This is a genomic window from Nocardia sp. NPDC049149 (genome assembly GCF_043197455.1).
Taxonomy (GTDB): domain Bacteria; phylum Actinomycetota; class Actinomycetes; order Mycobacteriales; family Mycobacteriaceae; genus Nocardia.
Genome location: NZ_JBICTD010000004.1, coordinates 249,087 through 274,599, shown reverse-complemented (window position 1 = coordinate 274,599; position 25,513 = coordinate 249,087). Strand labels below are relative to the sequence as shown.

The 25,513-nt window shown below is 65.1% G+C and carries 21 protein-coding genes and 1 pseudogene; 12 read left to right on the top strand and 10 right to left on the bottom strand.

What is annotated here, in order from left to right; all coding sequences use genetic code 11:
• Window positions 1-10: 10 nt before the first annotated feature.
• Window positions 11-658 (bottom strand): 2OG-Fe(II) oxygenase, encoded by a 648-nt coding sequence (locus tag ACGFNJ_RS17075; RefSeq protein WP_393448312.1) that lies wholly within the window; start codon window positions 656-658, stop codon window positions 11-13.
• 60 nt (window positions 659-718) lie between these two features.
• Window positions 719-1,639, bottom strand: coding sequence for a helix-turn-helix domain-containing protein (locus ACGFNJ_RS17070; protein ID WP_393448310.1), 921 nt, complete (start codon window positions 1,637-1,639; stop codon window positions 719-721).
• A gap of 171 nt (window positions 1,640-1,810) precedes the next feature.
• Here ACGFNJ_RS17070 and ACGFNJ_RS17065 point away from each other — a divergent pair, with 171 nt between their 5' ends.
• Together ACGFNJ_RS17065 and ACGFNJ_RS17060 are read left to right on the top strand one after the other, a co-directional pair.
• A complete protein-coding gene (locus tag ACGFNJ_RS17065; RefSeq protein WP_393448308.1) occupies window positions 1,811-2,998 on the top strand; it encodes an FAD-dependent oxidoreductase in 1,188 nt (395 codons plus the stop codon).
• A gap of 111 nt (window positions 2,999-3,109) precedes the next feature.
• Window positions 3,110-3,619 (top strand): hypothetical protein, encoded by a 510-nt coding sequence (locus tag ACGFNJ_RS17060; protein ID WP_393448306.1) that lies wholly within the window; start codon window positions 3,110-3,112, stop codon window positions 3,617-3,619.
• A 30-nt stretch (window positions 3,620-3,649) separates the two neighbouring features.
• On the opposite strand, the gene ACGFNJ_RS17055 is transcribed toward ACGFNJ_RS17060, so the two are convergent.
• Complete coding sequence (locus tag ACGFNJ_RS17055; RefSeq protein WP_393450003.1) at window positions 3,650-6,514, bottom strand: ATP-binding protein; 2,865 nt, start codon at window positions 6,512-6,514, stop codon at window positions 3,650-3,652.
• Between the two features lie 207 nt (window positions 6,515-6,721).
• Here ACGFNJ_RS17055 and ACGFNJ_RS17050 point away from each other — a divergent pair, with 207 nt between their 5' ends.
• Window positions 6,722-7,699: a TauD/TfdA family dioxygenase gene (locus ACGFNJ_RS17050; RefSeq protein WP_393448304.1), complete on the top strand. Its 978-nt coding sequence runs from the start codon at window positions 6,722-6,724 to the stop codon at window positions 7,697-7,699.
• A 60-nt stretch (window positions 7,700-7,759) separates the two neighbouring features.
• Window positions 7,760-8,860: a scyllo-inosamine-4-phosphate amidinotransferase gene (locus tag ACGFNJ_RS17045; protein ID WP_393448302.1), complete on the top strand. Its 1,101-nt coding sequence runs from the start codon at window positions 7,760-7,762 to the stop codon at window positions 8,858-8,860.
• A 40-nt stretch (window positions 8,861-8,900) separates the two neighbouring features.
• Here ACGFNJ_RS17045 and ACGFNJ_RS17040 read toward each other — a convergent pair whose 3' ends face one another.
• Window positions 8,901-10,268, bottom strand: coding sequence for a helix-turn-helix domain-containing protein (locus ACGFNJ_RS17040; protein WP_393448300.1), 1,368 nt, complete (start codon window positions 10,266-10,268; stop codon window positions 8,901-8,903).
• Between the two features lie 274 nt (window positions 10,269-10,542).
• Between ACGFNJ_RS17040 and ACGFNJ_RS17035 the strand changes: the two genes are divergently transcribed.
• Window positions 10,543-10,872, top strand: coding sequence for a hypothetical protein (locus ACGFNJ_RS17035; protein ID WP_393448298.1), 330 nt, complete (start codon window positions 10,543-10,545; stop codon window positions 10,870-10,872).
• A gap of 44 nt (window positions 10,873-10,916) precedes the next feature.
• Window positions 10,917-11,225 (top strand): hypothetical protein, encoded by a 309-nt coding sequence (locus tag ACGFNJ_RS17030; protein ID WP_393448296.1) that lies wholly within the window; start codon window positions 10,917-10,919, stop codon window positions 11,223-11,225.
• Window positions 11,226-11,344: 119 nt separating this feature from the next.
• On the opposite strand, the gene ACGFNJ_RS17025 is transcribed toward ACGFNJ_RS17030, so the two are convergent.
• On the bottom strand, window positions 11,345-14,413 hold the full coding sequence (locus ACGFNJ_RS17025; RefSeq protein WP_393448294.1) for a tetratricopeptide repeat protein: 3,069 nt from the start codon (window positions 14,411-14,413) through the stop codon (window positions 11,345-11,347).
• Window positions 14,414-14,588: 175 nt separating this feature from the next.
• Here ACGFNJ_RS17025 and ACGFNJ_RS17020 point away from each other — a divergent pair, with 175 nt between their 5' ends.
• The 5 genes from ACGFNJ_RS17020 (at window position 14,589) to ACGFNJ_RS17000 (ending at window position 20,768) form a co-directional block, all read left to right on the top strand.
• Window positions 14,589-15,227 carry a TetR/AcrR family transcriptional regulator gene (locus tag ACGFNJ_RS17020; protein WP_393448292.1) on the top strand — a complete coding sequence of 213 codons (639 nt, stop codon included), beginning with the start codon at window positions 14,589-14,591 and terminating at the stop codon, window positions 15,225-15,227.
• A 63-nt stretch (window positions 15,228-15,290) separates the two neighbouring features.
• The gene (locus ACGFNJ_RS17015; RefSeq protein WP_393448291.1) at window positions 15,291-16,226 is read left to right on the top strand and encodes an SDR family NAD(P)-dependent oxidoreductase; all 936 of its coding nucleotides are present in this window, start codon (window positions 15,291-15,293) and stop codon (window positions 16,224-16,226) included.
• A gap of 353 nt (window positions 16,227-16,579) precedes the next feature.
• Window positions 16,580-17,143: a TetR/AcrR family transcriptional regulator gene (locus tag ACGFNJ_RS17010; RefSeq protein WP_393448289.1), complete on the top strand. Its 564-nt coding sequence runs from the start codon at window positions 16,580-16,582 to the stop codon at window positions 17,141-17,143.
• 320 nt (window positions 17,144-17,463) lie between these two features.
• Window positions 17,464-17,877 (top strand): MmpS family transport accessory protein, encoded by a 414-nt coding sequence (locus ACGFNJ_RS17005; protein WP_393448287.1) that lies wholly within the window; start codon window positions 17,464-17,466, stop codon window positions 17,875-17,877.
• On the top strand, window positions 17,874-20,768 hold the full coding sequence (locus ACGFNJ_RS17000) for an RND family transporter (protein ID WP_393448285.1): 2,895 nt from the start codon (window positions 17,874-17,876) through the stop codon (window positions 20,766-20,768). The genes ACGFNJ_RS17005 and ACGFNJ_RS17000 overlap by 4 nt, the downstream gene beginning before the upstream one ends.
• 60 nt (window positions 20,769-20,828) lie before the next feature.
• On the opposite strand, the gene ACGFNJ_RS16995 is transcribed toward ACGFNJ_RS17000, so the two are convergent.
• The 3 genes from ACGFNJ_RS16995 to ACGFNJ_RS16985 all read right to left on the bottom strand — a co-directional run bounded on the left by ACGFNJ_RS16995 (window position 20,829) and on the right by ACGFNJ_RS16985 (window position 23,463).
• A complete protein-coding gene (locus tag ACGFNJ_RS16995; RefSeq protein ID WP_393448283.1) occupies window positions 20,829-21,929 on the bottom strand; it encodes a hypothetical protein in 1,101 nt (366 codons plus the stop codon).
• Window positions 21,930-22,062: 133 nt separating this feature from the next.
• A complete protein-coding gene (locus ACGFNJ_RS16990; RefSeq protein ID WP_393448281.1) occupies window positions 22,063-22,989 on the bottom strand; it encodes a hypothetical protein in 927 nt (308 codons plus the stop codon).
• A gap of 234 nt (window positions 22,990-23,223) precedes the next feature.
• Window positions 23,224-23,463: a hypothetical protein gene (locus tag ACGFNJ_RS16985; RefSeq protein ID WP_393448279.1), complete on the bottom strand. Its 240-nt coding sequence runs from the start codon at window positions 23,461-23,463 to the stop codon at window positions 23,224-23,226.
• Window positions 23,464-23,687: 224 nt separating this feature from the next.
• Here ACGFNJ_RS16985 and ACGFNJ_RS16980 point away from each other — a divergent pair.
• Window positions 23,688-23,837, top strand: a pseudogene (locus tag ACGFNJ_RS16980) (M23 family metallopeptidase); the annotation flags it as partial.
• A gap of 52 nt (window positions 23,838-23,889) precedes the next feature.
• Here the strand turns inward: ACGFNJ_RS16980 and ACGFNJ_RS16975 are convergent.
• Window positions 23,890-24,324, bottom strand: coding sequence for a hypothetical protein (locus ACGFNJ_RS16975; RefSeq protein WP_393448277.1), 435 nt, complete (start codon window positions 24,322-24,324; stop codon window positions 23,890-23,892).
• 272 nt (window positions 24,325-24,596) lie between these two features.
• Window positions 24,597-25,511 (bottom strand): cation diffusion facilitator family transporter, encoded by a 915-nt coding sequence (locus ACGFNJ_RS16970; RefSeq protein ID WP_393448275.1) that lies wholly within the window; start codon window positions 25,509-25,511, stop codon window positions 24,597-24,599.
• Between the last annotated feature and the right edge of the window lie 2 nt (window positions 25,512-25,513).

Below are 25,513 nucleotides of genomic sequence, written 5' to 3'. Positions count from 1 at the left end.
CTTCTAATGGTCAGTCCTGGCCGGTCAAGTGGCGATTCAAGTCCGGTGGACGAACTTCCCACTCCGGACTGGACTCGGTGTAGTAGTTCATCGCCACCACAACTCTCATGTCGTCGGGATCCACGAGACGCCTGACGTAATGGCTGTGCCGTCGACCGTCGAAGAGGACCAGGTGACCCGCTCTCGGCACGATTATTTCGCAGTCTTCGTCGACCTCGCGCACCGAGCGCACGTCGCCACGGTTCGAGACGACGAGCTCGCCGCCGCCGGCCGGGTGGTTCGTGCAATAGAGCAGTGCCTCAACGGGATTCGTATCCACGTGGCATTCGTATCGTTCGTTGTCGCGTTGGATGTTGAGCACCATGGCGAACCGGTCATCCAGCATGGTGGTGACGGACTCCTCCGACATCGACTTCGCGATATCGAGAAACTCTCCGTCATAGAGCTTGCGCAGCCAAGGCAAGCGGGCGCTCAGCACGCGGCCGCCGACTCCGCCGCAGGGCAGCTCCTCGTGCGTGGTGGCCTCGCGCGACGTCGAGTGACTGCTGACGAGCGTGCGTACGATCCGTTCCTCCGCGGCAACCTGCATGATCTGGGCCCGCCAGTCATGGGGCAGCAGGTGGGTGACGTCGCGACTCGTCCAGTCAAAAGGGCTCATCCATGAGGCCTTTCAGGTCAGGGTAGATGAAAGGTGAAGCAGTGGGTGTCAGGAGTATGCCTAGGTTTTCGGAACCAGGCGCGCCAAAGCGCGCGCAGCCAACCGCTGACGTTCGGTGTCTACCAGAAAGTAGGCCCGAAGAGGCGACGAGGGTGGTTCGATGTAGCCGATCCGCCCATCGCTGCCGATGTAATCTCGCACGTACTGGAACAGCACCGGGCTCTGATTCTTGAGGCCTTCGACATCGAGCTCGAAGAAACAGAAGCCGACATACACGGTGTCGAGCGCAACACTGAACTTGCAGCGTTCCAGATCTTTCTCGCTCACATTCTCCCGCAGGAGCAGGGCACGAAACTGCCGGATGAGCAGCTCGCGATCCGGCATGTCCGGCGACAGAATGTAGTGATAGGTACGCTTTTTCGCAATATTCTCGGCAACAACCGTGAGAAAGTTGCCCGCGGTCACACCCTGTTCTATCTCACTGTCGACCTTCACGATGTCATCGTCGAGGTCCGTCGTGAAAATGGTGCTCGAGGTGCTGTGCCGCTCGAGCTCGAGCAGCTGCTCCTTGTCGAGCATGCCGTAGAGCGTCGCCGGACGCTTTGCCGCGGCCCGGGCCGCCGCTTCGATCTGCTCGGTCACGATGGTCCCGATCTTCGCAACAAAGGCCGACTCCGCAGCGATGTCGGCTCGCACGGAAGAGAATCCGGCTTCTACGAAACGAGCAAGCGGGCCGTACTGTAGCATCCCGGTCGGCGCGGTCACCGCATCCTCACCGAACATCAAGTAATCCAGCGACACCTTGAAAAGGTCAGCGATCGCCACGAGTTTCTCGAGGCTCGGCATCGTTTGGCCATTGATGTATTGAGACAAAGCAGCCGAAGTGATACCCAGCTCGGTCGACACCCGCTTGCGGTTGCCGCGATACTCACCCTCATCGACGAGACGCTTCAGTGTTGCTGCCAACTTCACCTCGCGCATGGCTGTCCCTCGGTGTAGGCCCTCCCGATCAAGCGGAGCTTACCAGCGTTGAAATAGTTGCAAAGCCCTGCTTGACAACGCCGGGCCATCGCGTCACTCTCGAGCTCACAGGGAAGCGCACGAACGCCGCGCAGAAAGCCCCTGATGATCCGGCGAAAAGAGGTGCCAACGATGCATCACGTACCTTCCCGTCAGATCGGGGCCGAGCCGGAAACCTTCCTCGAGACTGCCTTACGCACATTGCGGGCGGTCGTTATCGGCCACGGCATCGCCGGTCATCAGATCGTCTACGAGCTGTTCTCGGCAGGGCGCCGCGCGTGCCGGCCGATCGAGATCCTCTGGGTCGCGGATCGGCACGACCACCGCATCGCGAGCTTCGGCGCGAGCGGGTGGCACATGCCCATTCTCAGCGGCGACCCCAGAACCGTCGCCTGGGCACACCGATCATTCCGCCGGTGGAACATGCTGTCGGACTTGGGGTTCGGCGATTTCCTCGCCCGCATCGAAAGCGTGTTCCTCAGCAGGGAACCACACATTCGGCTCCCGCACGGACATCCGGGAAACGCCGCCACCGCGGATCCGGCCGACTTCGCCGCATCCTTCTACAGCCGAGCCACCCGCCTCGACGACGGGTCCATCATCTCGACCTGCACGTTGATGCCCCGCTTGTATCAGAAGGTCAGCCGACTACCCGGTGTCACACCACGCGTGCGCCACCTTCGCGACCTCGCCGATCTGCTGGACATCACCGCGGAATTCGGCGCCGAAGTCGCGTGCGTCGCCGCAGGCGATCGGGCGCAATTCCTCCTCGGGGACAAGCGAATCGAAGGAAACTTCGGTCTGCTCTTGCTTGTCGACCTGTCGAAGGTGCCCGCGCCGTTCGATCGAATCGTGCTGGTGGACAAGGACCGAGACCACGAGCTGACGCACAGCATTCCGCATCGGGCCTGTGGCCACGTCTGCCTCGGCGGCGCCGCAGGCAGGCTCATCACCGAACCCGAGGAGTACGCCGAGCTCGAGCACGGACTCGGCGACGTGACCCGAGCTCCTCGCTATGTCATCGAGGCCATGCAAGGGATTCGAGACAGGCTGCTCGAACGATTCCCCTTGCTCGGCCCCGCCCTGGCCGACGGCGACTACCGGTATTGGTACGGCCTGCGGCCCGCGGCCGAGCGGGCGATTGCGGAGTGGGTGCCGCGCAGTAGCACCGGGCACATCGGCGTGCTGCATCTCGGCGGGCTCGGCGGCGCCGGATTCACTATCACCCCAGCGTTTGTGGAGGACGGCTTGCGCCTACGCAGACCAACAGAAGATATCGAGACACATTTGGGGCGGCCGACGCCCGCGCACTCGTCCTAGCAGCGCTCGATGTCGCCGCATGTTAGTATATTTGGCGATGCTTTGGCTTGCCCCTTGTTCGTAATGCCACAGCCTCAATTGTCTGTGGCTGGAAGGCAAGGTGGGCAGCCCGTGAAGCGTGACATCGTCAATACGCGGCTCACCGTGGGGTTCTCGCCAGTCGTCATGTCCTTGATCCGCATCCTGGCCAACGAGCGTGGCGTGTCAGAGGGCGAACTGATTCAGTCGGCAATAGTCGCCACGCTCAACGACTTCGACGTCGTCGGCGATATCAAGGCGCTGGCCGGCGCGGTCGACATCAATACCTACACGGCAGCCGCCAAGCAATCTGGAGATTTCGATCCGCTGCAAGGCGCTGTTGTCCACAGAAGCGTCACACTACGTTTCGCTAGTCCGGCCGATATCTGCCTGGACAAAACGACCGCCGAGCGACTGATACGTTTCTGCACCGCCGCAAAGTTGAGCAGAGCGTGGTCAATTCGAATGGCAGTCGATCGGTACCTCTTCTACGAGGTGACGAACACGGAATTCGGCACGGTGCAGATCCTGGACAACCCGGCGGTCATCGACCGCACCTACTCCAGTACCGAGAGCGCACAGCAGTCCGAACACCAAGCGTAGGGACACTGCCCGGACGAATCGTCTCTACGACTAGGGGCCGAATTCCAGTGTCACAAGGTAGGTGACGGCCGTCGCGGCTTCGGGAGCCCCGATGCGTTGGTAGATTTCGATCGCCTCCCGCAGCTCGACCGGACTCCCCTGATCACCCATGCCCACTCGACACCGCGCGATGCCCTCCAATGCGTGGGCTTGTTCGAGTTGGCTGCCGATCCCGCGGGCGAACGCGAGCGCATCATTGAACACCGTCAACGCTGCGCCTGCCGCACCCATCTCGAGCAGCAGCTTCCCGATATCAATGAGCACCTCGGCTTCCCCACGCTGGTAGCCGAGCTCATGGAACAGGGCAAGCGCTTGCCGGTGCAGCTCAACGGCTTCGGCGTGCAGACCGGTCCGAGTCCGGACAATACCGAGATTATTCAACGCGCTGGCCTCACCAAGACGGTTACCGAGCTGGCGGTACAAAGCCAACGCCTGCCGATGCAGATCAACAGCCTCGCCGTGCAGACCCGTCCGAGTCCGAACAATACCGAGATTATTCAACGCGCTGGCCTCACCAAGACGATTGCCGAGCTGATGGTACAAAGCCAACGCCTGCCGATGCAGATCAACAGCCTCGGCATACAGACCCGTCCGAGTCCGAACAATACCGAGATTATTCAACGCGTTCGCCTCACCAAGACGGTTACCGAGCTGATGGTACAAAGCCAACGCCTGCCGATGCAGATCAACAGCCTCGGCATACAGACCCGTCCGAGTCCGAACAATACCGAGATTATTCAACGCGTTCGCCTCACCAAGACGATTGCCGAGCTGATGGTACAAAGCCAACGCCTGCCGATGCAGATCGACAGCATCGGGGTAGTCCCCCGTCTCCTCTCGGACATTGCCGAGATTGTTCAGCGCATTCGCCTCGCCGAGGCGATCACCGAGCTGTTGATACAGCGCTAAGGCGCGACGGTGCAGGTCGACGGATTCGACGTAATCCCCGGTTGCCACATGGACATTGCCGAGATTGTTCAGCGCGTTCGCCGCACCGCGGCGGTTGCCGAGCTCGCGGTAGATGCGCAGTGCCGACTCGACGCTATCGATCGACGCGTCGTAGTCCCCCGCTCGCCACTGCACCGCGCCGAGATTGTTCAGCGCGTTGGCCTCGTCGAGGGGTCGCCCCAGGCGCTGGGCGGCGACGACCGCGCGCTGATGCAGTTGGCACGCCAGCGGCCACGGGCCGTCCCGGTCGAGCAACCCCGCAAGCACACCGGCCAGGGTGACCGTGCGCGCGGGACAGCGGTCAACGGCATCGTGGTCGAGACAGGCGAGCAGGTTCTCCCGTTCGAGGCGCATCCATTCCAACGCCTGTATCTCACTGGCGAATTCGCGCACCGCCGCCTTGCCGGCGTCAAGCGGTTCGTCGGTGGGTCGAGTCCATCGCGCCAGCCACCGGTCCGCCGCGGTGGCGGTGTGCTGGAAGTAGTCCAGCAATCGCTCCTGCGCCCGGACACGGTCCGTGCCGAGCTCGGCGTCGGCGAGGGCGCGTGCGTATTCGCGCAGCAGGTCGTGCAGCCGGTAGCGACCGCGCGCAGGCTCGTCCACAAGGTGGTCGGTGTAGAGGGATTCGAGCTCCCACCGGGCCGTGGCGACGTCGATACCCACCAGCGCCGCCGCGGCGTGCGCGTCGAGGTCGGGGCCTTGATGCAATCCCAACCGGCGAAACAGCAGCTCGCGCTCCGGCGGCAGATCACGGTAGGACAGGTCGAACGCGGCACGGACCACCCTTGGTCCAGCATCCAGTTCGCCGAGTCGATCTGTGGCGGCACAGAATTCGTCGGCGAGCTCGGCGATCGTCCAGGCCGGATGGTGGGCCAGGCGACCGGCCAGCAGCGTGATCGCCAACGGTAGGTATCCGCACAATCGCACAATGCGGGTCGCCGCCGCCTGGTCCGTGGCGCTGGCCGCATCGCGGCCTGCCAACGTGGTGAACAGCTCCGTGGCAGGCCCTGGCCCGAGCATGTCCAATGCCAGCGGCATCGCGTTCTGCAGGTTGATGAGCCTGCGCCGGCTGGTGACCAACGTCAGGCATTCGGCGGCGGCAGGCAACAGCGGTTCGATCTGACTTTCGTCGCGCGCGTCATCGAGTATCAACAACACTCGCTTGTCGGTCAGCCGGTCGCGCCACAGATCGCGCCGCCCGTCGAGGGTGTCCGGGATGTAGCGGACGTCGACCCCGAGCGCAATCAGCAAGCCCGCCAGCACATCTGCGGGATCGGCCACCGCACGACCCGCGGTGTGCGCGTGCAACTCGATGAAGTATCTGCCGTCGGGAAATCGGTCGGCAAGTAGGTGCGCGGCCCGAGTCGCCAACGCGGTTTTCCCGACGCCTGGCATGCCGTCGATGGTGTAAATCGGCGCTCCGTGTTCGAGGTCGGCCGTGGCAAGGATCCGGCGCAGTTCGGCGTCGCGGCCGATGAACGTGCGCACGTCGCGGCGAAGAGCGGTTTTCACCGCAGGGCGAAGCTGAGCGGACACGTCCGGCGCGGGTTCGGATTCCGGGGACGTCGGCGCCGGATCGCTGAGCACGCGTCTGCGCGTTTCCAGCCAGGCAGGCAGGTCCTCCTTGGGAACTCCGCAGCACCACAGGTAAATCTCCAGCCTGTTGTCCTTTTCGGCGACGAGTCGATTGCCTTCGAGTCGCTTTCCCTTCTCCATGTCCTCGATGAGGTTCTTTGTCAGCTCGACGAATCTGGGTGGGCCGCCGCTGTTCCGGTCGATGGCCTTTTGTTCGAGGCGACGAATGGACAGCTCTGCTTCGCCGCGCGCTCTGCGCAGCGCGCCACCGAATGCGGAGGGAGTTGTCACGGTCGCGAGATATTCGCGGGTCACCGCCCGGTTCGGAAACATCGTCACAGCGCTTCTCCCCCGCTTATCGTCCACTGCGCCACGGCATCTCGGCAATTGTCCGGGAATGTCTCAGCGGTGTCCGCCGGACAGTCCGGAAATGCGACGTGTATCCGGCGGTTTGTCCGGCCCCATGTCGGACTCGGTGATTTCCCGGTGCACTGTGTCCAGCGGCCGAAGTGCCGCTGTCGAACACGAAGGACAGTCGCCATGAATACGAACACCTCCTCGAGGAGCCTTGCTCCTGATGAAGTCGTGACGCTGACCCGGCGGGAAGCAGCCCACCTGTGGACCGCCGCATTGCGGGCAGCGCGGCATGCGACAGCGGATCCCGTCGAGGCCGCGGCGGGTCTGCTCACCAGCCTGCCGACGCGCGCAATCGTCACCCTGCACCGATTCCGCACTGCCGGTGCGGCACACAACGCCTTGTTGCTGCGGGGCGTCTGCGCGAATCTGAAGGATCTGCCCGCCACCCCGCCTACCGTGACGCCGCACGGCGCCATGCCGATGGTCGATGCCGCCGCATTGCTGTTGCTGGCCTTGTCGTTGCCGTTGGGCGAACCGTACACATTCCGGTCGTTGCACGACGGTCGGCTGGTGCAGCACATCATTCCGGTGCCCGGTCACGAGCGCGCGCAGACCAGTGCGGGCAGTAGGGCCGCGCTGCAATGGCACGTCGAGGACGGCTTCACCGAAAACCGTTGCGACTACTTCGGATTGCTGTGCCTGCGGGGCCATCCAGGCGCCGTCACGATCCTCGCGCCCGCGCGGCGCCTCGACCTGCCGGACGACGTCGTCGCCGTCTTGCGCGAGCCGCGGTTCGTGATCGCACCCGATACCGCGCACGACCTGCCCGCCCACTCGGTGCTGCCCGTGGTGCCGATCTTGACCGGGCCCGCCACCGATCCGGAGATCTGTTTCGGCGAGGAGGACGCGCGCCCTGCTCACCCGGGGGATCGCCAGGCGGCCGCGGCGCTGACGGCGCTGACCGCTGCGCTCGATCGCGCCGCGATCGGTCACGAACTGCGCCCCGGCGAGGTACTGCTCGCCGACAACCGGCGAACTGTGCACGGCCGCACCGTGTTCCACCCGCGCTACGACGGCACCGACCGATGGTTGCTGCGCACGATGACCTGTGCTTCGGTCCGGGCGCATCGCCGTCGCGGTGCCTGCCGGGCCCTCGGCTGACCGAGCCGCCGGGCCCGCACCCGCCAATGTCCCCCCTTCTCCTTTCGAAAGGACCGTGCCGTGTCGTACCCGGTTACTCCTTCTCCCGTGCCGACCCAAGCAGCCGCCGCACCCGGACCGGTGGGCTCGGACGATGAATTCAGCCCGCTGCTCGAAGTGGTGGTCGGTACGGCGGATGGTGCGCGGATACCGCCGTTGGATCGTTCGACCTTGCTGAATCTTTTCCCTGATCTCGCCCCAGGAGAGCTGGCCGGCGTCACCGTGGGTGCGTTTCCGTCCCGGGTACTCGCGGAGGCCGCCGAAGATCTCGATGGGCTCGCGAAACTGTTGGAAGACTTGGATGTTCGGGTGTACCGCCCGGCGCCGATCGTGCACGATCTCGAGTTCGGCACACCGCACTGGCGTACCAGCGGCTTCTATTCCTACTGCCCGCGCGATCTCGCGCTCATCGTCGGTTCCGCGATCATCGCCGCGCCGAGTCCGATGCGCGCGCGCATGTTCGAGCTCGCCGGACTGCGGGAACTGTTCCAGCAGCGCATGCTCGCAGGCTCGGCGTGGATCGCCGCCCCGCCGCCGCAACTTCGGGAGGAGTTGTTCGCCGACGACGGTCGCGGGCAGCTCACGCTCGGGGAAACCGAACCGGTCTTCGATGCCGCGAATATCCTGCGTTGCGGCGCCGACCTGTTCTATCTGGTGTCCAACAGCGGCAACGAACTCGGGCACCGCTGGCTGCAAACCACGTTGTCCGCGTTGGGCGATTACCGGGTGCACCCGATCCGCGGCGTCTACCCGCACACCCACATCGACTCCACGATCAGCCTGTTGCGTGAGGGGTTGGTGCTCCTCAATCCCGAACGGATCCGCAGTCCATGGCAACTGCCGCAACCGCTTCGGTCGTGGGACCATCTCTGGTGTCCGCCCATGGCTGTCGCCCCCTGCTCGTCCCGGCACCCGTTGTCATCGGAATGGATCGGGATGAACCTGTTGATGGTGCGACCGGACCTCGCCATCGTCGACGGGGCGCAAACCGAGCTCATCGACGTATTGCGACGCCGCGCCATCGACGTCATCCCGCACACCTTACGGCACGCGCGCACGATGGGCGGCGGATTGCACTGCGTCACACTCGATTTGCGACGCGAGCGGCGCCAGACAGGCTGATCGACGGACGTAGCCGGGTGCGGGCCCGATGTCGAACCGGTCATGTGGCCGTTTCCCGACCGGCGGAGCCGGACTCGACGAGCTCACGCACCTCGGCCACCTGGCGGGTGACGGCGTGGCGGGAATCGAGCGACTGCAGCAGTTCGAGCACCCGGTCCTGGACCTGTCCCACCCGGCAGTAGGTGGCCAGCTGCTGCCACGTCGTGGTGATCGTGTGACACCCGGATTCCAGCTCACCCGCGGCGATGTGCGCTGCCGCCTCGTCGAGGTTCAGCAATGCCCACCCGACCTGATCGTGGTTGGCCAACGGCAGATCCCGCACGAACGCGCGCAGCGGCGCGGCCTCGGCATGGGCGCCGACCAGGGCAAGGGAGTTCGCTTGATGCCAGCGCAACAGGTACTCGCTGACCCGGAATCCGTCGGCGACCGTCTCGGCCTCAGGAAGCTCGGCGAACATTCGCTCCGCGCTGCGGATCGCCTCCAGCGTCTCGCGGCGGCGACCCAACCGGGCCTGCACACCCGCCTCGGCGAGATAACCCATCACCGCCGACGAGTTCGCCCGGCGGGCGCCGACCGACTGTGCCGCATAGGCGGCCGACATGCCGGACTTGAACTGGTGATGCCACGCGCACGCGTCACCGGTGCGGGCGGCGATCCAGGCCTGCACGGTGGCGTCGTCCGCCAGCCTGGCCGCACGGCGGGCGATGCCGTACCACTCGAAGGCATCGCCTGCGCTCGCCACGTCGGTGAGCCGGATGGCGATGAACCCGGAATTCTTCGCGTACACCCGCTGCAGCCTGCGCCGGATCTCCTCGCTGGTCGCGGTCAGCAGACCGGCCTCGGCTCTGGCCAGATCGACCATGCGTGCCGGAATGAACTCCGCGGGCGGCGCGTAGAGCTGGTACCCGTTCTGCTCGGTGATGTCCTCGAGCAGACCGACATACGCCGCGGTCGCCCGGCGGCCGCCCGGCGGATCGAAACCATCGCCGAACAACCCCACCCCCGGCGGCGCTGGCATGAACATCGCCCCGGCCGCCGCAAGACTGACAAAATGACGTCGATCCATAGCGTCCTGGATTCCGTTCTGCGGCAAGGCATCCGCGTCCGAGTAGTCATGTCCGAAACCGAGCCGGTCCGGTCTGGTGCGGTAGAGGAAACACAATGCGTCCAGATAGTGCGTCGACGGCACATCCTGACCGTGTTCCCATTGCGACAGCCGCTGATGGCGCAGCCCCTCGCTGGGTGTGCCGCGCGCCGCCAAGATCTCCTTCAGCGCCTCGACCGCTTCCACCAGGGTGTAGTTGCGCGCAATACGGTGCGCGCGCAGCAGCGAAACCCCACAATGTTGGTGCACCGCCAATGCGCTCTGGTAATCGGAGCCGCCCGCGTATTTGACCTCGCGTGCCACGCGCCGCGCGCATCGATTGGCGTGTGGGCCGTTCGTCATGCGAACCACTTGTTCCCCTGGGGATCACCCCCGTCTGGTGACACTTCGAGCCAAGCCTATCCCCGCATTCCGCGGTATGTCGACGGCACGTTGGGTAGTGCCCGCATCGCGTGCAAAACCGTGCCACACACCGTGAATCGAATCGGTCGCCCTCGCACCAGGCACGACCGCGGAGTCATTCTGCAATTCCGAAGCGCACGTCGTGTGCGTGTTATGCGAAACGAGAGCATTCACCATGGAAACCGAGATCATCGGCACCCAGATTTCCGACACATGGCGAGAATCCGGCTCGGCGCGCGACGACGAAGTCGGCGTGATCGCCCAGCCGTATGTCGTTGTGCAAGAGCGACAAGCGGTGCTCCCCCAGTTGCTGGCGCGGGTGATCGTGGCCTTTGCGATGACCATGGTCTTCGCCGTGCTGGTCATGGTCGCCGTGCTCTTCCTATTCTCCGGGCCGAGTACCACCCCGACTACCACGACGCAGGTCGGCACCACCCAATCCCACGATCCGGCCAGGACGTGCTACCCGTTCGGCGGCTGCACACCCGCCGATCCGGTGCCCTGATATCGCACTGCGGCGCAATTGATGAAGTGCGGAAAGACAATTCGATGACCTTGCACTCGACCGAGTGGACAATTACTAGCGACATCACGCCGGAGTGGGCTATTCGGGTACCACAAGACGACGAGCACGAATGGATGCTGAGCTGGCTGCACGGCCGCCTGCTGACGCGCGATCAGGCCATTATCGGAATGGAACTCGACGAACTGCTCAGCGTTCCCGATCTCGTCTACGACTGCTGGCACCTTTCCTTGGTCCACGATTACGCGAACCGTCTCGGCGTGCTACTCGAAGACGCGGTAATCCTGTTGGCCGTCCAGATAATGGCCCGACTGCTGACGGCGGAAGCTCCTTGACCACACCGCGATTGGGCTCGGCAACCAATAGACTTGCCTCCGCGGGCATGCGGGGTGCTCGCGGAGGCAAGACCCACCGTGTTCGCGGCGCACTGACGCTCGCCGAAAGCTCGGTGTCGTCAGGTCGGGATGCTGAAGACGGTCCCGCAGTCCGGTCCGTGCAGGCGTCGACTGACTGCGTCGGCTTCAGGGACGCCGAGCTCGGCGAAGATTTCCAGCGCTTGTTGCCAGTGGTGGCGGGCCCTGGTTCGATCGTCGAGTTGTGCTGCGGCGGCGGCGATTCCGTTGTGGGCGTGCGCCTGCTGGTCGCGTTCGCCGGTTCGGTTGGCGAGGGTCAGCGCGGTTTCGTAGTGGGTACGGGCCTGGTTCGGGTCGGCGGTCGCCAAGGCCAGTTGGCCGAGGCCGGTGAGTGCGCTGGTTTGCAGGTGCAGGCTGCCGGTCTCGCGGGCGATGTCGAAGGCTTCGCTGAGGTGGGCGTTGGCCTTGGCGTAGTCGCCCATTCCTTGGTAGGTCGCGCCGAGGGTGCACAGGGCATAGCACTCGAGGGGGCGGCTGCCGCCGCGGCCGATGGCCAACGCTTCGCCGAGGTGGGTGAGCGCCTCCTCGAAACGGCCCATCCGTTCATAGATCTGGCCGATGCCGTGAATCGTCCTGCCATGCAGGTCGCGCACGCGGGCGCTGCGGGCCAGCGACACAGCGCGATCGAGTTCGGCCAACCCCTCCTCGTAGCGGCCGAGCCGACGGTGAATCATGGCGAGGCCGTGTCTGGCGTCTGCTTCCAGTTCGCCGACACCCAGCTCGCCTGCCAGGGCGAGCGCGTCCTGATAGTGATTGCGCGCCTGGGTGAACCGCCCGAGCGAGGCACAGGTCAGGCCACTGCCGTACAGCGCGTAGCCTTCGAGCATCCGGATGCCGACGGCACGACACGACGCGAGGCCTTCTTCGTAGTAGCCGAGGGCCTGCTCGTAAAGGCCGGAGCGCCAATGCAACAGCCCGAGCAGGACCAGCGTGTGGCTGGCCAAGGCGCGGTTTCCGGTGACCCGATCGGCGGCCAGCGCGCGCGTGTGCAGGTCGAGGGCGCTGTCGTAGTGACCGCGAACATCAAAGTAGCGCCACAGCACCGGGGACAGCTGGCCGGTGTGGGTCGGCCAGCCGTTGTCGGCCGCGTACGCGGCGAGGGCAAGCAAGTTGGCGCGTTCGGCGTCCAACCAGGCCAGCGCCGCAGCTTCGGATTCCATCGGATGCGGGTGACAGTCAGCGGGTTTCGCGAGCTGCATAGGTGGTTGGTTCCGGTCCAAGCGCTTCGCTGCGGCGTACGCGGTGTGCAGAGCGAAGTCGATCAGGCGCCCAAGTGCCGCATTTCGTACCTCGACGGGAATGTCCGCATCGGCCTGTTCGGTGGCGTAGAGACGAAGCAGGTCGTGCATGCGGTAGCGACCAGGCTCCGATTGTTGGATCAGGCAAGCGGTTTCGAGCTCCCGCAGCAGGGTTCTGGTCTGCTGGGTGGTGAGCGCGGTGAGGTCGGCGACGGCTTCCTTGCTGATGTCGAATCCTGGCGCGAGGCCGAGCAGCCCGAACGCGCGGGCCGAGTCCGGCGGCAGCGTGCGGTAGGACCAGGAGAACACCGCGCGCAGGCTCACCGACAACTCACCGGTGTCCATCGCGTCCAACCGGGTGGCGGAATCCCGGATCTCCGCGGCAAGTGTCGCCAGCGACAGCGCGGGATGACTGGCGGCACGGGCGGCGATAATGCCCAGTGCGAGCGGCAATCCCGCGCAATGGTCGACCAGTTCGGTCACCGCCGCGGGTTCGGCGGCCACCCGCTCGGCGCCGAGGTGACCGATCAACAGGTGGCGCGCCTCGTCGTCGGTGAGGGTCGAGAGCGACAACGAGCGAGCACTGTGGCCGGCGATCAACGCGGGCATGGCATTGCGGCTGGTGATCACGACGGTGGTGGCGGCGTTGCCCGGCAACAGCGGAGCGACCTGGGCGCTGTCGATGGCGTTGTCCAGCACGACGAGCATCCGTTTGTCCGCGATCAGGCTGCGATACAACGCCGTTCGACTGTCGAAATCCTGCGGGACGGCGGCCGGTGCGACGCCGAGCGCCTCCAGGAATCCCCGTACCGCCACCGCCGGATCCATCGGCGGGCTCGCGGGATCGAAACCGCGCAGGTTCACGAACAGTTGCCCGTCCGGATACCGGTGCGCATGCTGGTGCGCCCAGTACAGCGCGAGCCAGGTCTTGCCTATCCCCCCGATGCCGCCGATCGCCGAGATCACCACCGGGCCACCGGCATTCGCGTGCGCGGTGATGAACTCGGTGAGGACAGCCCGCTCGCGCACTCGACCCGCGAACAACTGCGGCATGGCAGGCAATTGCCGCGGCACCGGCAACGCCGAGCCGATCGCGACCGTGCCCGGGTTGGTGAGGGCAGGATCGGCCGTCAGGATCTGCTGATGCAGCCGCTGCAGCGCCTGCCCGGGGTCGGTGCCGAGTTCGTCGGCCAACTGACGCCGAACCTGCCGGTAGTGCCGCAAGGCGTCGGCTTGGCGCCCGTTGCGGTACAGCGCGAGCATCAACTGCCCGGCCAGTCGTTCGTCCAGCGGCCGCTCGGCGGCTCGCGTGGTGAGACCCGCCACCAGGTCGGCGTGCTTGCCACACCGCAGTTGCACGTCGGTGTGCTGGAGTTCGGCCGAAAGACGTTCCGCGACAAGGGCAGTGCTCACGCTGTTGATCCACGGCGTGTCCAAGGACGAGAAGGGCTCGCCACGCCACAGTCCCAGCGCCTGTTCATACAACGCCATGGCCTGGCGATCGTCGGTGCCGCCCGCCTGGGCGATCAGGTACCGAAACCGATGCAGGTCCACCGCCAGCGGTGCCACGGCGAGCCGGTACGTCCCGGCGCGGCGCACGATCTGCACCTCACCGTTCGCCACCGTGAGGCATCGGCGCAGCCGAGTGATATAGGTGTGCAACGTATTTCGCGCGCGTGGTGCGGCGTGCACACCCCAGACACGATCGACGAGCTGATCGACGGTCACCACGGTGTCGGCCTCGATCAGCAACACCGCGAGCACGCACTGCTGCCGTGCATGCCCGATGTCGATCGGCCGACCGTCATGAATCGCCTCGACACCGCCTAGCAGGCGAAACTCCACCGCGCCCTTTCCATGCCACCACGCCATCGGCTCGGTAGTACTCCTGGAGGAGTACTACCGGCCCCGCGGAAGCACCACCGGAGAAGTACTACTTGACCAGGCGATTCAAGAATGATTTCAGAAGTATTTCTGTCGACTCTAGCAAGGTGGAAACGGCGCCGTACCCCGTCCGTCTCACCCCGACCAACCCTCGAAAGCGACCGTGTCCGCACCCCGCAAAGAACCCCGCCAAAAACGCTCGCAGTTCACGTTCGACGTCATCCTGGATGCGGCCGCGCGACTGTTCGAGGAAGACGGCTACAAGACCACGACGACCAACAAGATCGCCGAGCTGGCCGGCGTGTCCATCGGCACGCTCTACCACTACCTCCCGAACAAGGACGCACTGCTGTACGCGCTGGCGCGACGGCACTACCAGCGCAGCAGCGAGTGGCTGCGGTCCCGATTCGCGACCTTCACCGCGGACGATCCGGCACTGGCGGACACCGTGCGCCAGCTGGTCACCGAGATGGCCCATCGGCACAACCAAGAGCCACACCTCAACCGGCTGCTCCATCTGCAAGCGCAGCGCAATCTCGCGGGGGCGCAGGAATCGCGCGCGCTCGAAGCGGAGTTCACCGCGGCGCTCGAGTCCCAGTTGCGCAGGATGAACGTCGGCGGGCCCGACCCCTATGTGACGGCCATGCTCGTCGTGCAAGGGATCGATGCGCAAATGCACGGCGGGGTTATCGATCTCCCACCTGGCCGCACCATCGAGGATGTCATCGACATCGTCAGCACCATGTGGATCGGCGCACTCCTGGCCACCGGCGCACCGACCGACCCGGCGATCGAGCCATGACCGTCGCACCCGTGCCAGCCGGATGTGAGCGCGGTGCAAGCGTGCTGCGCCAGAGTCAGGGACATGACAACGTATACAGGCCCGTCGGGCGCGGGAATGACGGTTCTGGTCACCGGGTCCAGCGCGGGCATCGGGTATTTCGTCGCTGAGCAGCTCGCGGCCAGCGGCGCCGAGGTCGTGCTCGGCTGCCGGGACACCGCCAAAGCCGAACTCGCGGCGCACGCCATCGCGGAGCAGGTTCGGGGCGCGCGCGTGCGCTGGGTGCGACTCGATCTCGCGGATCCGGCTTCGCTGCCGGTGGCGGCGCGCGACCTAAAGGTGGATCGCCTCGACGCGGTCGTCCTCAATGCCGGGGTGCTGTTGGACGGCGCCGATCGCCGCGTCAACGTGCATGGCCACGAATTGATGTTCGCGACAAACCATCTCGGGCACTTCGCGCTCGTCCATCACCTGGCGCCTGCGTTGGCGCAGACCCCGAACAGTCGCGTGGTCACCGTGGGCAGCTTCGCCGCACGCTCGGAACGACTGGACATGGACGATCTCCAGTCCGAGCACGACTACCAGTCCAAACGGACCTATGGACGATCGAAACTGGCCCAAATGCTGTTCGGTTTCGAACTCGATCGCCGACTACGCGCCGCCGGTGCCACGACAACAAGCGTCGTCGCCCATCCCGGCGGCGCTTTGGACTCTCTGACCCCGTCCCGCCCGCCGCTGTTCGTCCGCACACCAGCCCAACACCTCCGCGGGCTACCCGCTTGCCTCCTACTGCACGGCAAGGACGCCGCCGCGCGCACCATCGTCCACGCCACCCTCGACACTGACGTCACCGGCGGAGAACTATGGGGCCCCGCGGTTTTCGGCCTGCGCGGTCAGCCGCATCGGGAGTCCCCGAAGCCACACATGACCGACCCCGACATCGCGGCCAGACTCTGGGAAGCCAGCGCAACGCTCACCGGCGTCGACCCGTTCCTCCAACTCCCCACTCCCACAGCGTGATTCCATTTAGCCGAGTTCCGGCGCTGTTCCGGTGGCGTGCAGCAGGGACAGGTCTTGGCCGCGTAGGGAATTCAGTCGCGCCTGTGTCGCCTCGCTCATGCTGACACCGGCGAACCGGTCGGGGTGAGAGCGGGGCGGCTGATGACCTCCTGATCACTCTGCAACTCCGGCGCGGCACCTCCCGTCACTCGAACCGCTGCTCAGGCAAGAACGTCAGCTGCTGCATCGCGCACCTCCACACGTTTCGACACGGTCGCGAGCCCGCGACACCGCTCTAGGTCGATCGACATAGCGATGAGGTGGAGTATGTTCTAAGTCGATCGACTTAGTCAAGAGGTGTGGAGAGGACTCACATGAGGCGCGACACCCGCAACCAGATGATCCGGCAGGCCGCGTTCCTGTTCCGTGGTCGAGGTTACGGCGCGACCGGAATCCGGGAGATCGCCCAGCAGGCAGGCGCACACCGCGGCGTGATGTATCACCACTTCCCGCGCGGCAAAACCGAAGTGGCAGAAGAGGTTCTGGCCGCGACAGACGCCGCCGTCGGCAGCTACATCGAATCATGGTGCGCCAACCAGGAACCGATCCCGGCGATGCGCGCGATCATCGCGGGAACCAAGATGATGATGGCGATGGGCGAGCATCCGCCCGGCAGCCCCGTCGCCGCCGTCGCCCTCGGCGCAGGCCCCGACGATCAGACACTGCGCGATACCGCCGACGCCATCTACCGCCGCTGGCAACGAGCCTTTCGAGACTGCCTGCGCCGCAACGGAACCCCCGATCCCGACGCCGCCAACCTGGCCACCCTGCTCATCGCAGGCATCGAAGGCGCACTCGTCCTGTGCCGCGCCGAAGGCAACAACACTCCCCTCGACCGCCTAGCCGCCGCCCTCGAGATCACCCTCCGCTCCCACTGACAGCGTCAGACGTCACCCTCTCGCCGCATCCGCGCGCTCGGTGACGACTTCGCCGTGGCATGCCTCGGGGACGCACCAGCGAGCCGCTGACCAGGCAACTCAGGCAGCACGGCCTGCGTCGAGACAGCTCCCGGATTATGCCTTCTGGCATATTGCCTACTCGAGCAATTATCTGTTACGGTGCGTCACGGCAATATTCCGCCGCAGGTGGCGGGCCGAATCGGCTCCTGTCGACGTGCTGGTGAACGAGACCCGCACAGGTGTGCCGCACACGATGCGGACATGAAGGGCTACAGCTCGAACAGATGGCGGAGAAGGTCATGAAGGGTGTCTGGGTGTACGGCGTGGTATTCCTGGTTCTGGGCTTGACAGCAATATTCATCGCGCGGCTGCGGCTGAGCGAGATCCCCGACTTGGCGATCGGACATTCGGCCCCGCCGCCGGTGCTGGGACAGCTGAACGAGAAGGTTGTCGACTACGAACTCGACGGGCCCGACGGAACGCCGGTGCTGCTGTCCTATCTGAACGAGCAGGGTGCCGTTCAGGACATTTCGGCCAACCTCCCGTGGCGGGCCTCGGTACGTACCCGCACACTGACCTTGGCGACCGGCGTGGTCGCACAGTCCAACGGCGACCAGGTCTCCTGTCGGATCGTTGTCAACGGGCAAACCCGTGACTCGCGTTCGGCAAGTGGACCATTCGCCGCGGTCAACTGCTCGGTGCCGGTGTCATGAACCGCAGACCACGGATCGCGCGCCTGCTGTACACGTTCTCGATACCGATCATCGCCGTCTGGCTCCTGGTCGCCGGTGGGCTGAATCTCGTTGTCCCCCAACTCGAAACCGTGGTCAAGGGACATGCCAAGTCGTTCCTCCCCGACGAGGCCTCCTCCGTGCAGGCAATCGTCAAGATGGGCAACTCGTTCGGCGGTGCCGGGACGAACAACTTCGTCTACGTCCTCCTCGAAGGCGACACCCCGCTCGGCAGCGACGCGCATCGCTACTACACGGCGCTGCTGGACCGGTTGACGAAGGACAAGACCCACGTCAACTCCGCGATGGACCTGTGGTCCAACCCGGACTTCTCCCCCGCCAGCGAGAGCGCCGATGGCAAGGCGGCCTACGTGCTACTGAATCTGGCCGGAAACATGGGCACCGCCCTCGCCATGGAATCCACCCAGGCCGCCAGGGACATCATCGCCGATTACCCACCGCCACATGGGATCACGGTCCATCTGACCGGCCCGTCCGCCGTCGTCAACGACGAACTCCTCGCCATCAACGACTCGATGCTGCTGCTGATCGTCATGTGCGCAGGCCTGGTCGGCGTGGTGCTGCTCTGCGTCTACCGCTCGCCGATCACGGTGGCGATGCCGCTGCTGACCGTGGGCATGGGCCTGGCAGTGGCTCGGCCCGTGGTGGCCTACCTCGGCGAGCATCAGGTGATCGGCGTCTCGATCTTCGCGTCCGCGCTGCTCGCGGTGATCGTGCTCGGCGCGGGCACTAACTACGGCATCTTCCTGCTCGGCAGATATCAAGAGGCCCGGCGCGCCGGCCAGGACCCGGAGACGGCGTATTACACAGCGCTGCACGGGGTTCAGCACATCATCATCGCGTCCGGCTTGACGGTCGCCGGGGCTACCGCGTGCATGTCCTTCACCAGGCTCGCGATCTTCAGCACGTCTGGCCTGCCGTGCACGATCGCGGTATCCGTCACCCTAGCAGCGGCATTGACGCTCGGGCCCGCCTTGCTTGCGCTCGGCAGCCGCCTCGGTTTCCTCGAACCGCGCGCGCAATCCTCGCAGCGCAGGTGGCGGCGGATCGCCACCGCCGTGGTCCGCTGGCCGGGACCGGTGCTCGTCGCCAGCCTCGCGGTGCTCGTGGTCGCGATCCTCGTCCTTCCGACGTTCCGGCCGAGCTTCAACGAGCGCATTGCCCAGCCGAGCGACTCGTTGTCGAACCAGGGCATCGCGGCCGCCGACCGGCATTTGCCACCGAACATCATGGCGCCCAGCATGTTTCTCATCGAATCCGATCACGATCTGCGCAACCCAGCGGACCTGATCGCCTTGGCAAAGGTCACCAATGCCGTCCTGAAGGTGCCGGGTGTCAGTGGGGTGCAGGGGATTACCCGACCGTTGAATGCTCCACTGGAGCAGGGCTCGCTCACCGCTCAGGCCGGCTACATCGGCAACCGCTTCACCCAGCTGAAGAGCATGCTCACCCCGCGGCTCGATGACCTGACCACCCTCGCGGCGCGCATCGACCAGTTGAATCTCACGATCAAGGGTCTGGAAACGGCACTCAACACCGGACAACAAGGCTTCGGCCAGGTGAACAACAGTGCCGCCGCCTTGCAAGCCGATGTTGCCGGGGTGGTCGACAAGCTGAACTCGCTACGCGACACCGCAGGTCCGGCACGGCAATTCGTGAACTCGATCCCGAATTGTCAGGACATCAGTGCCTGCAAAGCCGCGCTCACCGGGTTCTCGCTGTTCGACGACGCGGACCGGGTCGACGGCTCGGTCGACGGCCTCGTGGACGGCCTCCGCAACGCCTCTCGGGCGCTGCCGCAGCTCGCCACCCAGGTGGACTCGCTCAAAGGCTTTCTCGCACAGGTGAAGCAACTGCTCGCACCACTACAGGGCACCCTCGATGTCCTGCTCCCTCAGGTCAATGACATGACGCAGTTCCTGGCGGAGGTCGGCAAGGGCTTCAGCGCAGGATCGCCCGACGACTTCTTCTTCTTGCCGAGTCAAGCATTCGACAGTCCGCTGTTCAAAAGCGCGCTGCCCTTCTTCTTTTCGGCGGACGGCAAGGTGACGCGGATGATCGTCACGCCGCAGATGGAAGGCTTCAGTCGCGAAGCGATGGACCTCAGCGCGCAGATCATCCCGACGGCTTTGACGGCGATGAAGGGCACTTCCCTTGCGGGTAGCACGGTCAGCATCGGCGGTCCAGGCGGCACCTTGCTCAACATCGAAGCCTTTGTCCGCGAGGACTTCATCACCAGTCTGGTTGCCGCGTTCGCGTTCGTGTTCTGTGTGGTCTTGATCCTGCTGCGTAGTCTCGTCGCCGCCATCGCGGTCATCGGCACCGTCGCGCTGTCGTACCTGTCCGCATTGGGGCTGACTGTGCTCGTCTGGCAGCACATCGTCGGTAACCCACTGCACTGGTCGGTGGCTCCGGTCTCGTTCATCTTCTTGGTCGCCGTCGGCGCGGACTACAACATGCTGCTCGTCAGTCGATTCAAGGAAGAACTCGGCGCAGGCATCAACACCGGGATCATTCGATCCATGGTCAACACCGGCGGCGTGGTCACCACGGCGGGGCTCGTCTTCGGCGTGACCATGTTCGCGATGCTGGTGAGCTACGCGCACAACATCGCCCAGATCGGCACGACCGTCGGCATCGGACTCTTCCTCGACACCTTGATCGTTCGTTCGTTCGTCGTTCCCGCCATCGCGGCACTGACCGGCCACTGGTTCTGGTGGCCGATCAACATCTATCGACTGCCTCGGACACCGAAGGCCGAGCCAGTGCGACCGCCCGTCATCTACGGGCCGCTCTCGGTGCGGCGACACGAGCGGCAGCCCGCGACTACAGCACTGCGCCAGGAGCCTTGAGCGAGTGAACTATTCACTCGCCTCGTGCGGCTCCTGGCGCAGCGGCAGCAGGCGTTCGATCTAGTTGTTGTCCCCGGCGCCCCCACCTGAGCCGGAGCGTTGAGTCCCGGTGCCCGGAGTGTTGCCGTTGCCCGGCGCGTTGTTGCTGTTGCTCGGCGGGGAGTTCTGGGTCCTCGGCGTTTTCGACGCCTCCGGCGCACTCGTCGATGGTGCCGACGGCGTCAGCGTGCCCGCCGACGACGGCACACTCGTCGACTGTTTCGGCACACTTGTCGATGGAGTCGAACTGGCCGACGTCGGCGATTTCGTTGTGCTGCTGCCGTTCTGCGAGGTCGTCGTCGGCACCTGGCTCTGGCTGGGCTGCACGGTCCCGTCGTCCTCGCTCGTCGGGGGATTGTCGGGTTGGCCGCTGCCGTCGTTGGTCCACCAGTGGCCGACGTTGGCGACCTCGTTGCCCGAGATCGACTTCCCGGTAGCGCCCTCGAAGCCGGTGATCGCCAGGATCGCGATGAGGAACGCCGCCACGCTGGTGCCGATGATCAGCGGCCACCGCAGGTTGTATCCGCGGCGTTGCTGCGCTGCACGGCTACCGCTATCGCCAACCGGCAACTGGCGATTCACCTGAGGGATCGCCACGGTACGGTCCGCGTCGACGAACCGTCCGGCACCGGGTCCTGGCGGCATGGTGTTCGGCGGCATGCGGTTCGCGGGCGGCATAGTGTTCGGCCGCATGGCGTTCGCGGGCGACATGGCGTTCGTCGGCGGCCGCTGTCCCCACGGTGGTCGCTGCCCGGAACCGGGTCCTGGCAGCCTGTCGTTCCTACGCCCTGCCCGGCCTGGTGCGGCCGGATGGTAACCGGCCGTGCGCTGTTCGGGTGTCTGCGGCGGAGGCTGGGTCAGCTCGGCCTGCTGCCGGGTGGTCGAATCCGCCAGTGCCAGCGCAGCGTCCTTCGTCCTGCGGAACGAGCGCAGGTAGAACTCGCCGCCGACCGTGGACACCACACTGGCAATCCCAGCACCCGCGACGGTGCCCGCCACCCCGAGCGTCGATCCCAGAAAGGCCGCGGTGACCGCCGCCAGGGCTGCCGCGCCAACCTGCGACGGTTTGATGCCGTCCTTTTTTTCCGATTTCTCCGAAGTGCCTTTCTGCTCTTCGCTCATCTTCCCGATCTGCTCGCATCGTTACCGTTTCGACTTCTCAACGTTATAAGCCGTACGGGCCGCTACGCTCGTTCCCGGGACCGGGACGTGAGCAGTCCCACTGTCACCGTCCGCAGGGTATGGCAGATCTCTGCTATTCGCCGCCGACCGCGACGGGATCGGGCTTATCTGTGGTGGATTCGTCCTCCGGGTGCGGCAGATTGCCGAATACCGCGACCGCTACCGCCCCGGCAATAGCAAGGAAGAAGCCAAGAATCGCAAGCCATTCCAGGCCGGGTCGTGAGGTGTCACCGAGGACAAGGACGCCGATTATTCCCGGAATGACCGTTTCGCCGACGACCAGCGCCGCGGTGGCGCCGTTCACCGAACCGAGTTGCAGCGCAACGGTATGCAAATAGAAGCCGCCGATACCGGCGATCGCAATCGTCCATGCGGCCGGGTCGGCGAGCAGCGTCGGCACGTCGAGCGGATCGATGCCTTGGACGATGCGGACCGCGATCGCCAGCGCGCCGAACAGCATGCCGGCGGCCAGACCCGCGGCCACCGCACCCCTGGATCCCAGGCGTCGGACGACGAGTTGGCTGACCCCGAACAGCAGCAGCGAAGCGACCAGCACACCCCAGTGCAGGACGGGATCATCGCTGCCGCCGCCTTCGTGCCCCGCGGCGCCGCCGAGTGCGGCGAGCGCGAGGACCACTGAGCAGATCGCGACCCAGTCGCGCAGGTGCAGGCGGATACCGAGCACGAAGATGCCGAGGACCGCGGTGACGATCAGGTTCGCACTCATGATCGTCTGCGACAGGAACAGCGGAATCAACCGTGCGGACACCGCGTTGCCGACAAACCCGACCACATCGAGCACACTGCCGACGATGAACGCAGCCGTCAGCACCGCCGCAACCGTCGAAGCGACTGTGGGAGCCCCGGTTTCCGTCAACTGCCCGACCTCGCCGCGCTCCTGCGCCGCAGCCGCCGACCGCCGCGCCGCATACGCCTGCAACACCGACCCCACGCCATACCCCACGCACGCAAGCAACGCCGCAAACAGCCCGATCAGCATCCGATCGACCCCACCGACACAACCCACACCTTTTTGATCACACTCGACGATAACGTTCGTCAAGCAAAACACCCGTGACCGGTATCTGCCCGATGCCATCAACCGCCGGTCGACGTGGTTGAGCAGCGGTCCTCGGCAGCCGCGACCCACACGCGGTTCGAGCGACAAAGGCGACACTGTCGGCGACTTGCCGATCGTGCCGCCTCACCTATCGACTCGAGGTCGCGAAAGCGCCTAGAAGCACTTGACTCGTTGGTTACGACCGTAGTTGTCGAGCAGGTAGTAGTACTGCCCGTCGGTCGTCAGGCCGGTGACCTTCCAGTCCTGGCCGCCGATGGTGACGATCACGCCGTACTGATATCCCTTGCCGCACACCGCGTCCTGCGCCGCGTCAGCCTGCGCCGGTCCCGCGATCATCGCGCTGCCGACGCCTGCCGCAACGGTCATGATGCCCACGAAAAATAGCTTCTTCACTGCCCCACCTCGGAATGCCTTGTCGGAACTTGCTTTCGACGGCCGCTGATCGAGCCTAACGCGGCCGGGTGCATCGCAAGGCCCTCAGCATTAATGGTGGCAGTCCAATTGGCTGCCAAACTTTGTCAGTGCCCGCAGGATCTCGCGCAGGACAACACGGCGAGAGTGATTGCAGGCATTGCACTTCGGCGCGTCTACGTCGTTGACGCAGACGTGTCCCTGATGCCGGCGATCAGATCGCGACTCTCGGCAACACGGGTTTCTCCACCGGCCCGCATTGTCATTTCGAAGTGTGGCTGCACGGCAGGGACAAAGCCGATCCACTGCCCTGGCTGGCCGCCCGTGGTATCGATCTCGGCCCGTTGGTGCCGTGACGAGACTTTGACGGCCAGATCGAACGCCTCCGCACCCGGGCTTCGGGTCAGCTCACACTTCGCGTGATTCCAGTGCCGACATCATGTGCGCGATGAGGTATTCGAGGGCGTGGGCCAGCCAGCCCCAGCCGTGCAGGATGCCGGAGATCAAGGTGGCGGTCAGCGTGCGGTGATGGTCGGGCGGCGGCTTGGCGGTGTCGACCGGCTCTGTCGAGCTGGTGCGGGGCGCGGCGGCGACCGGCGGGGTTTCCGGGGCCGGGTCGACAGCCTCTTTTTCGTTCTCGGAACGAGGTCGGCTCTCCACCGAGTCCGGTATGTCCGGCGTCGAACTGGCCGGCGGCGGTAATGCGAACAGGCCGCCGGATGTTCCCGAAGGCGTGCTGAGGTGATTCGGTGTCGGCTCACCACCTGGCAACGCGTCATTGTTGACAGCGATGAGAGTGGTGAACAACGCGGCTGTCGAGATCATCGTCACCCGCGTTGCCATGTCTGGCTTTCGTGGTGCGCGGTGCTTACCCATCGACTACTTTCCATCGAACTCTCTTGGATTCGAGAGCTTAAGGCAATCACCCGACCACAAACAGCACTGTAAGCGCTCCTACACACCGATGAATGCGTTCCCTCCCGAGCGCGACCACCACCCGATACTTTGGATGAAGTCTCAATATTCCGCCGCCAATATTGGTCGCCCGAACGAAAACCACGCGCATTCACAAGGACAGATTTTCAATAACGAAGGCCGGCTTATAAGTTGGCGCGCTAACCGCGATCGAGGTCGGGTTCGAGGTAGATGACGTCGGTGGTGGGGACGGCGGCGCGGACGCGGGCCTCGGCGGCGTCGATGGCGACGGCGACTTCGTCGATGGTGAGGCCGGGGCGGACGGAGATCTTGGCGGCGATGAGGAGTTCGTCGGGGGCGAGATATTCGGTGCGCAAATGGATTACGCGATCGATGATGGTGCCGTCAACGAGGTTGGCGCGAATCGCGCGGTCTTCGGCGGAGGTGGCGCCTTCGCCGATGAGCAGGCTTTTCATCTCCACGATCAGGATCAGCGCGATGGCGCCGAGGAGGATGCCGATGGCCACGGTGCCGATGCCGTCCCAGCGTGCGTCGCCGGTCAGCACCGTCAGCCCGACGCCGCTGAAGGCGAAGCCGAGGCCGAGCAACGCGCCGGTGTCTTCCAGCAGCACGACCGGCAGTTCGGGATTGCGCGAGGCCCGAATGAAATGCCACCAACTGCCACGCCCTTTGAGCGGTTGAGATTCCCGCCGAGCCGTAAGCAGGCTGAAGGTCTCCAAAACCATGGCGATGACCACGATGACGATCGCAACCACGGGTGAACTGAGCTCCTCGGGCTCACGGATCTTGCCGATGCCCTCGAGGACAGCGAAAAGCGAACCCATGGTGAACAGCACCAGCGCAACGACGAACGAATAGAAGTAGCGGTTACGTCCGTACCCGAACTGATGCTTCGCATCCGGCGGGTGCGCGGCGCGGCGCTTGCCGACCAACAGCAGCCCTTCATTGGCGGTATCAGCCAGCGAGTGCATCGCCTCGGCCAACATCGACGACGACCCGGTCAACGCCGCACCGACAAACTTGGCGAGCGTGATACCGGCATTGGCCGCGAGCGCGGCCAATATCGCAGTCGTACTGCTGCCACCAGGAGACATGA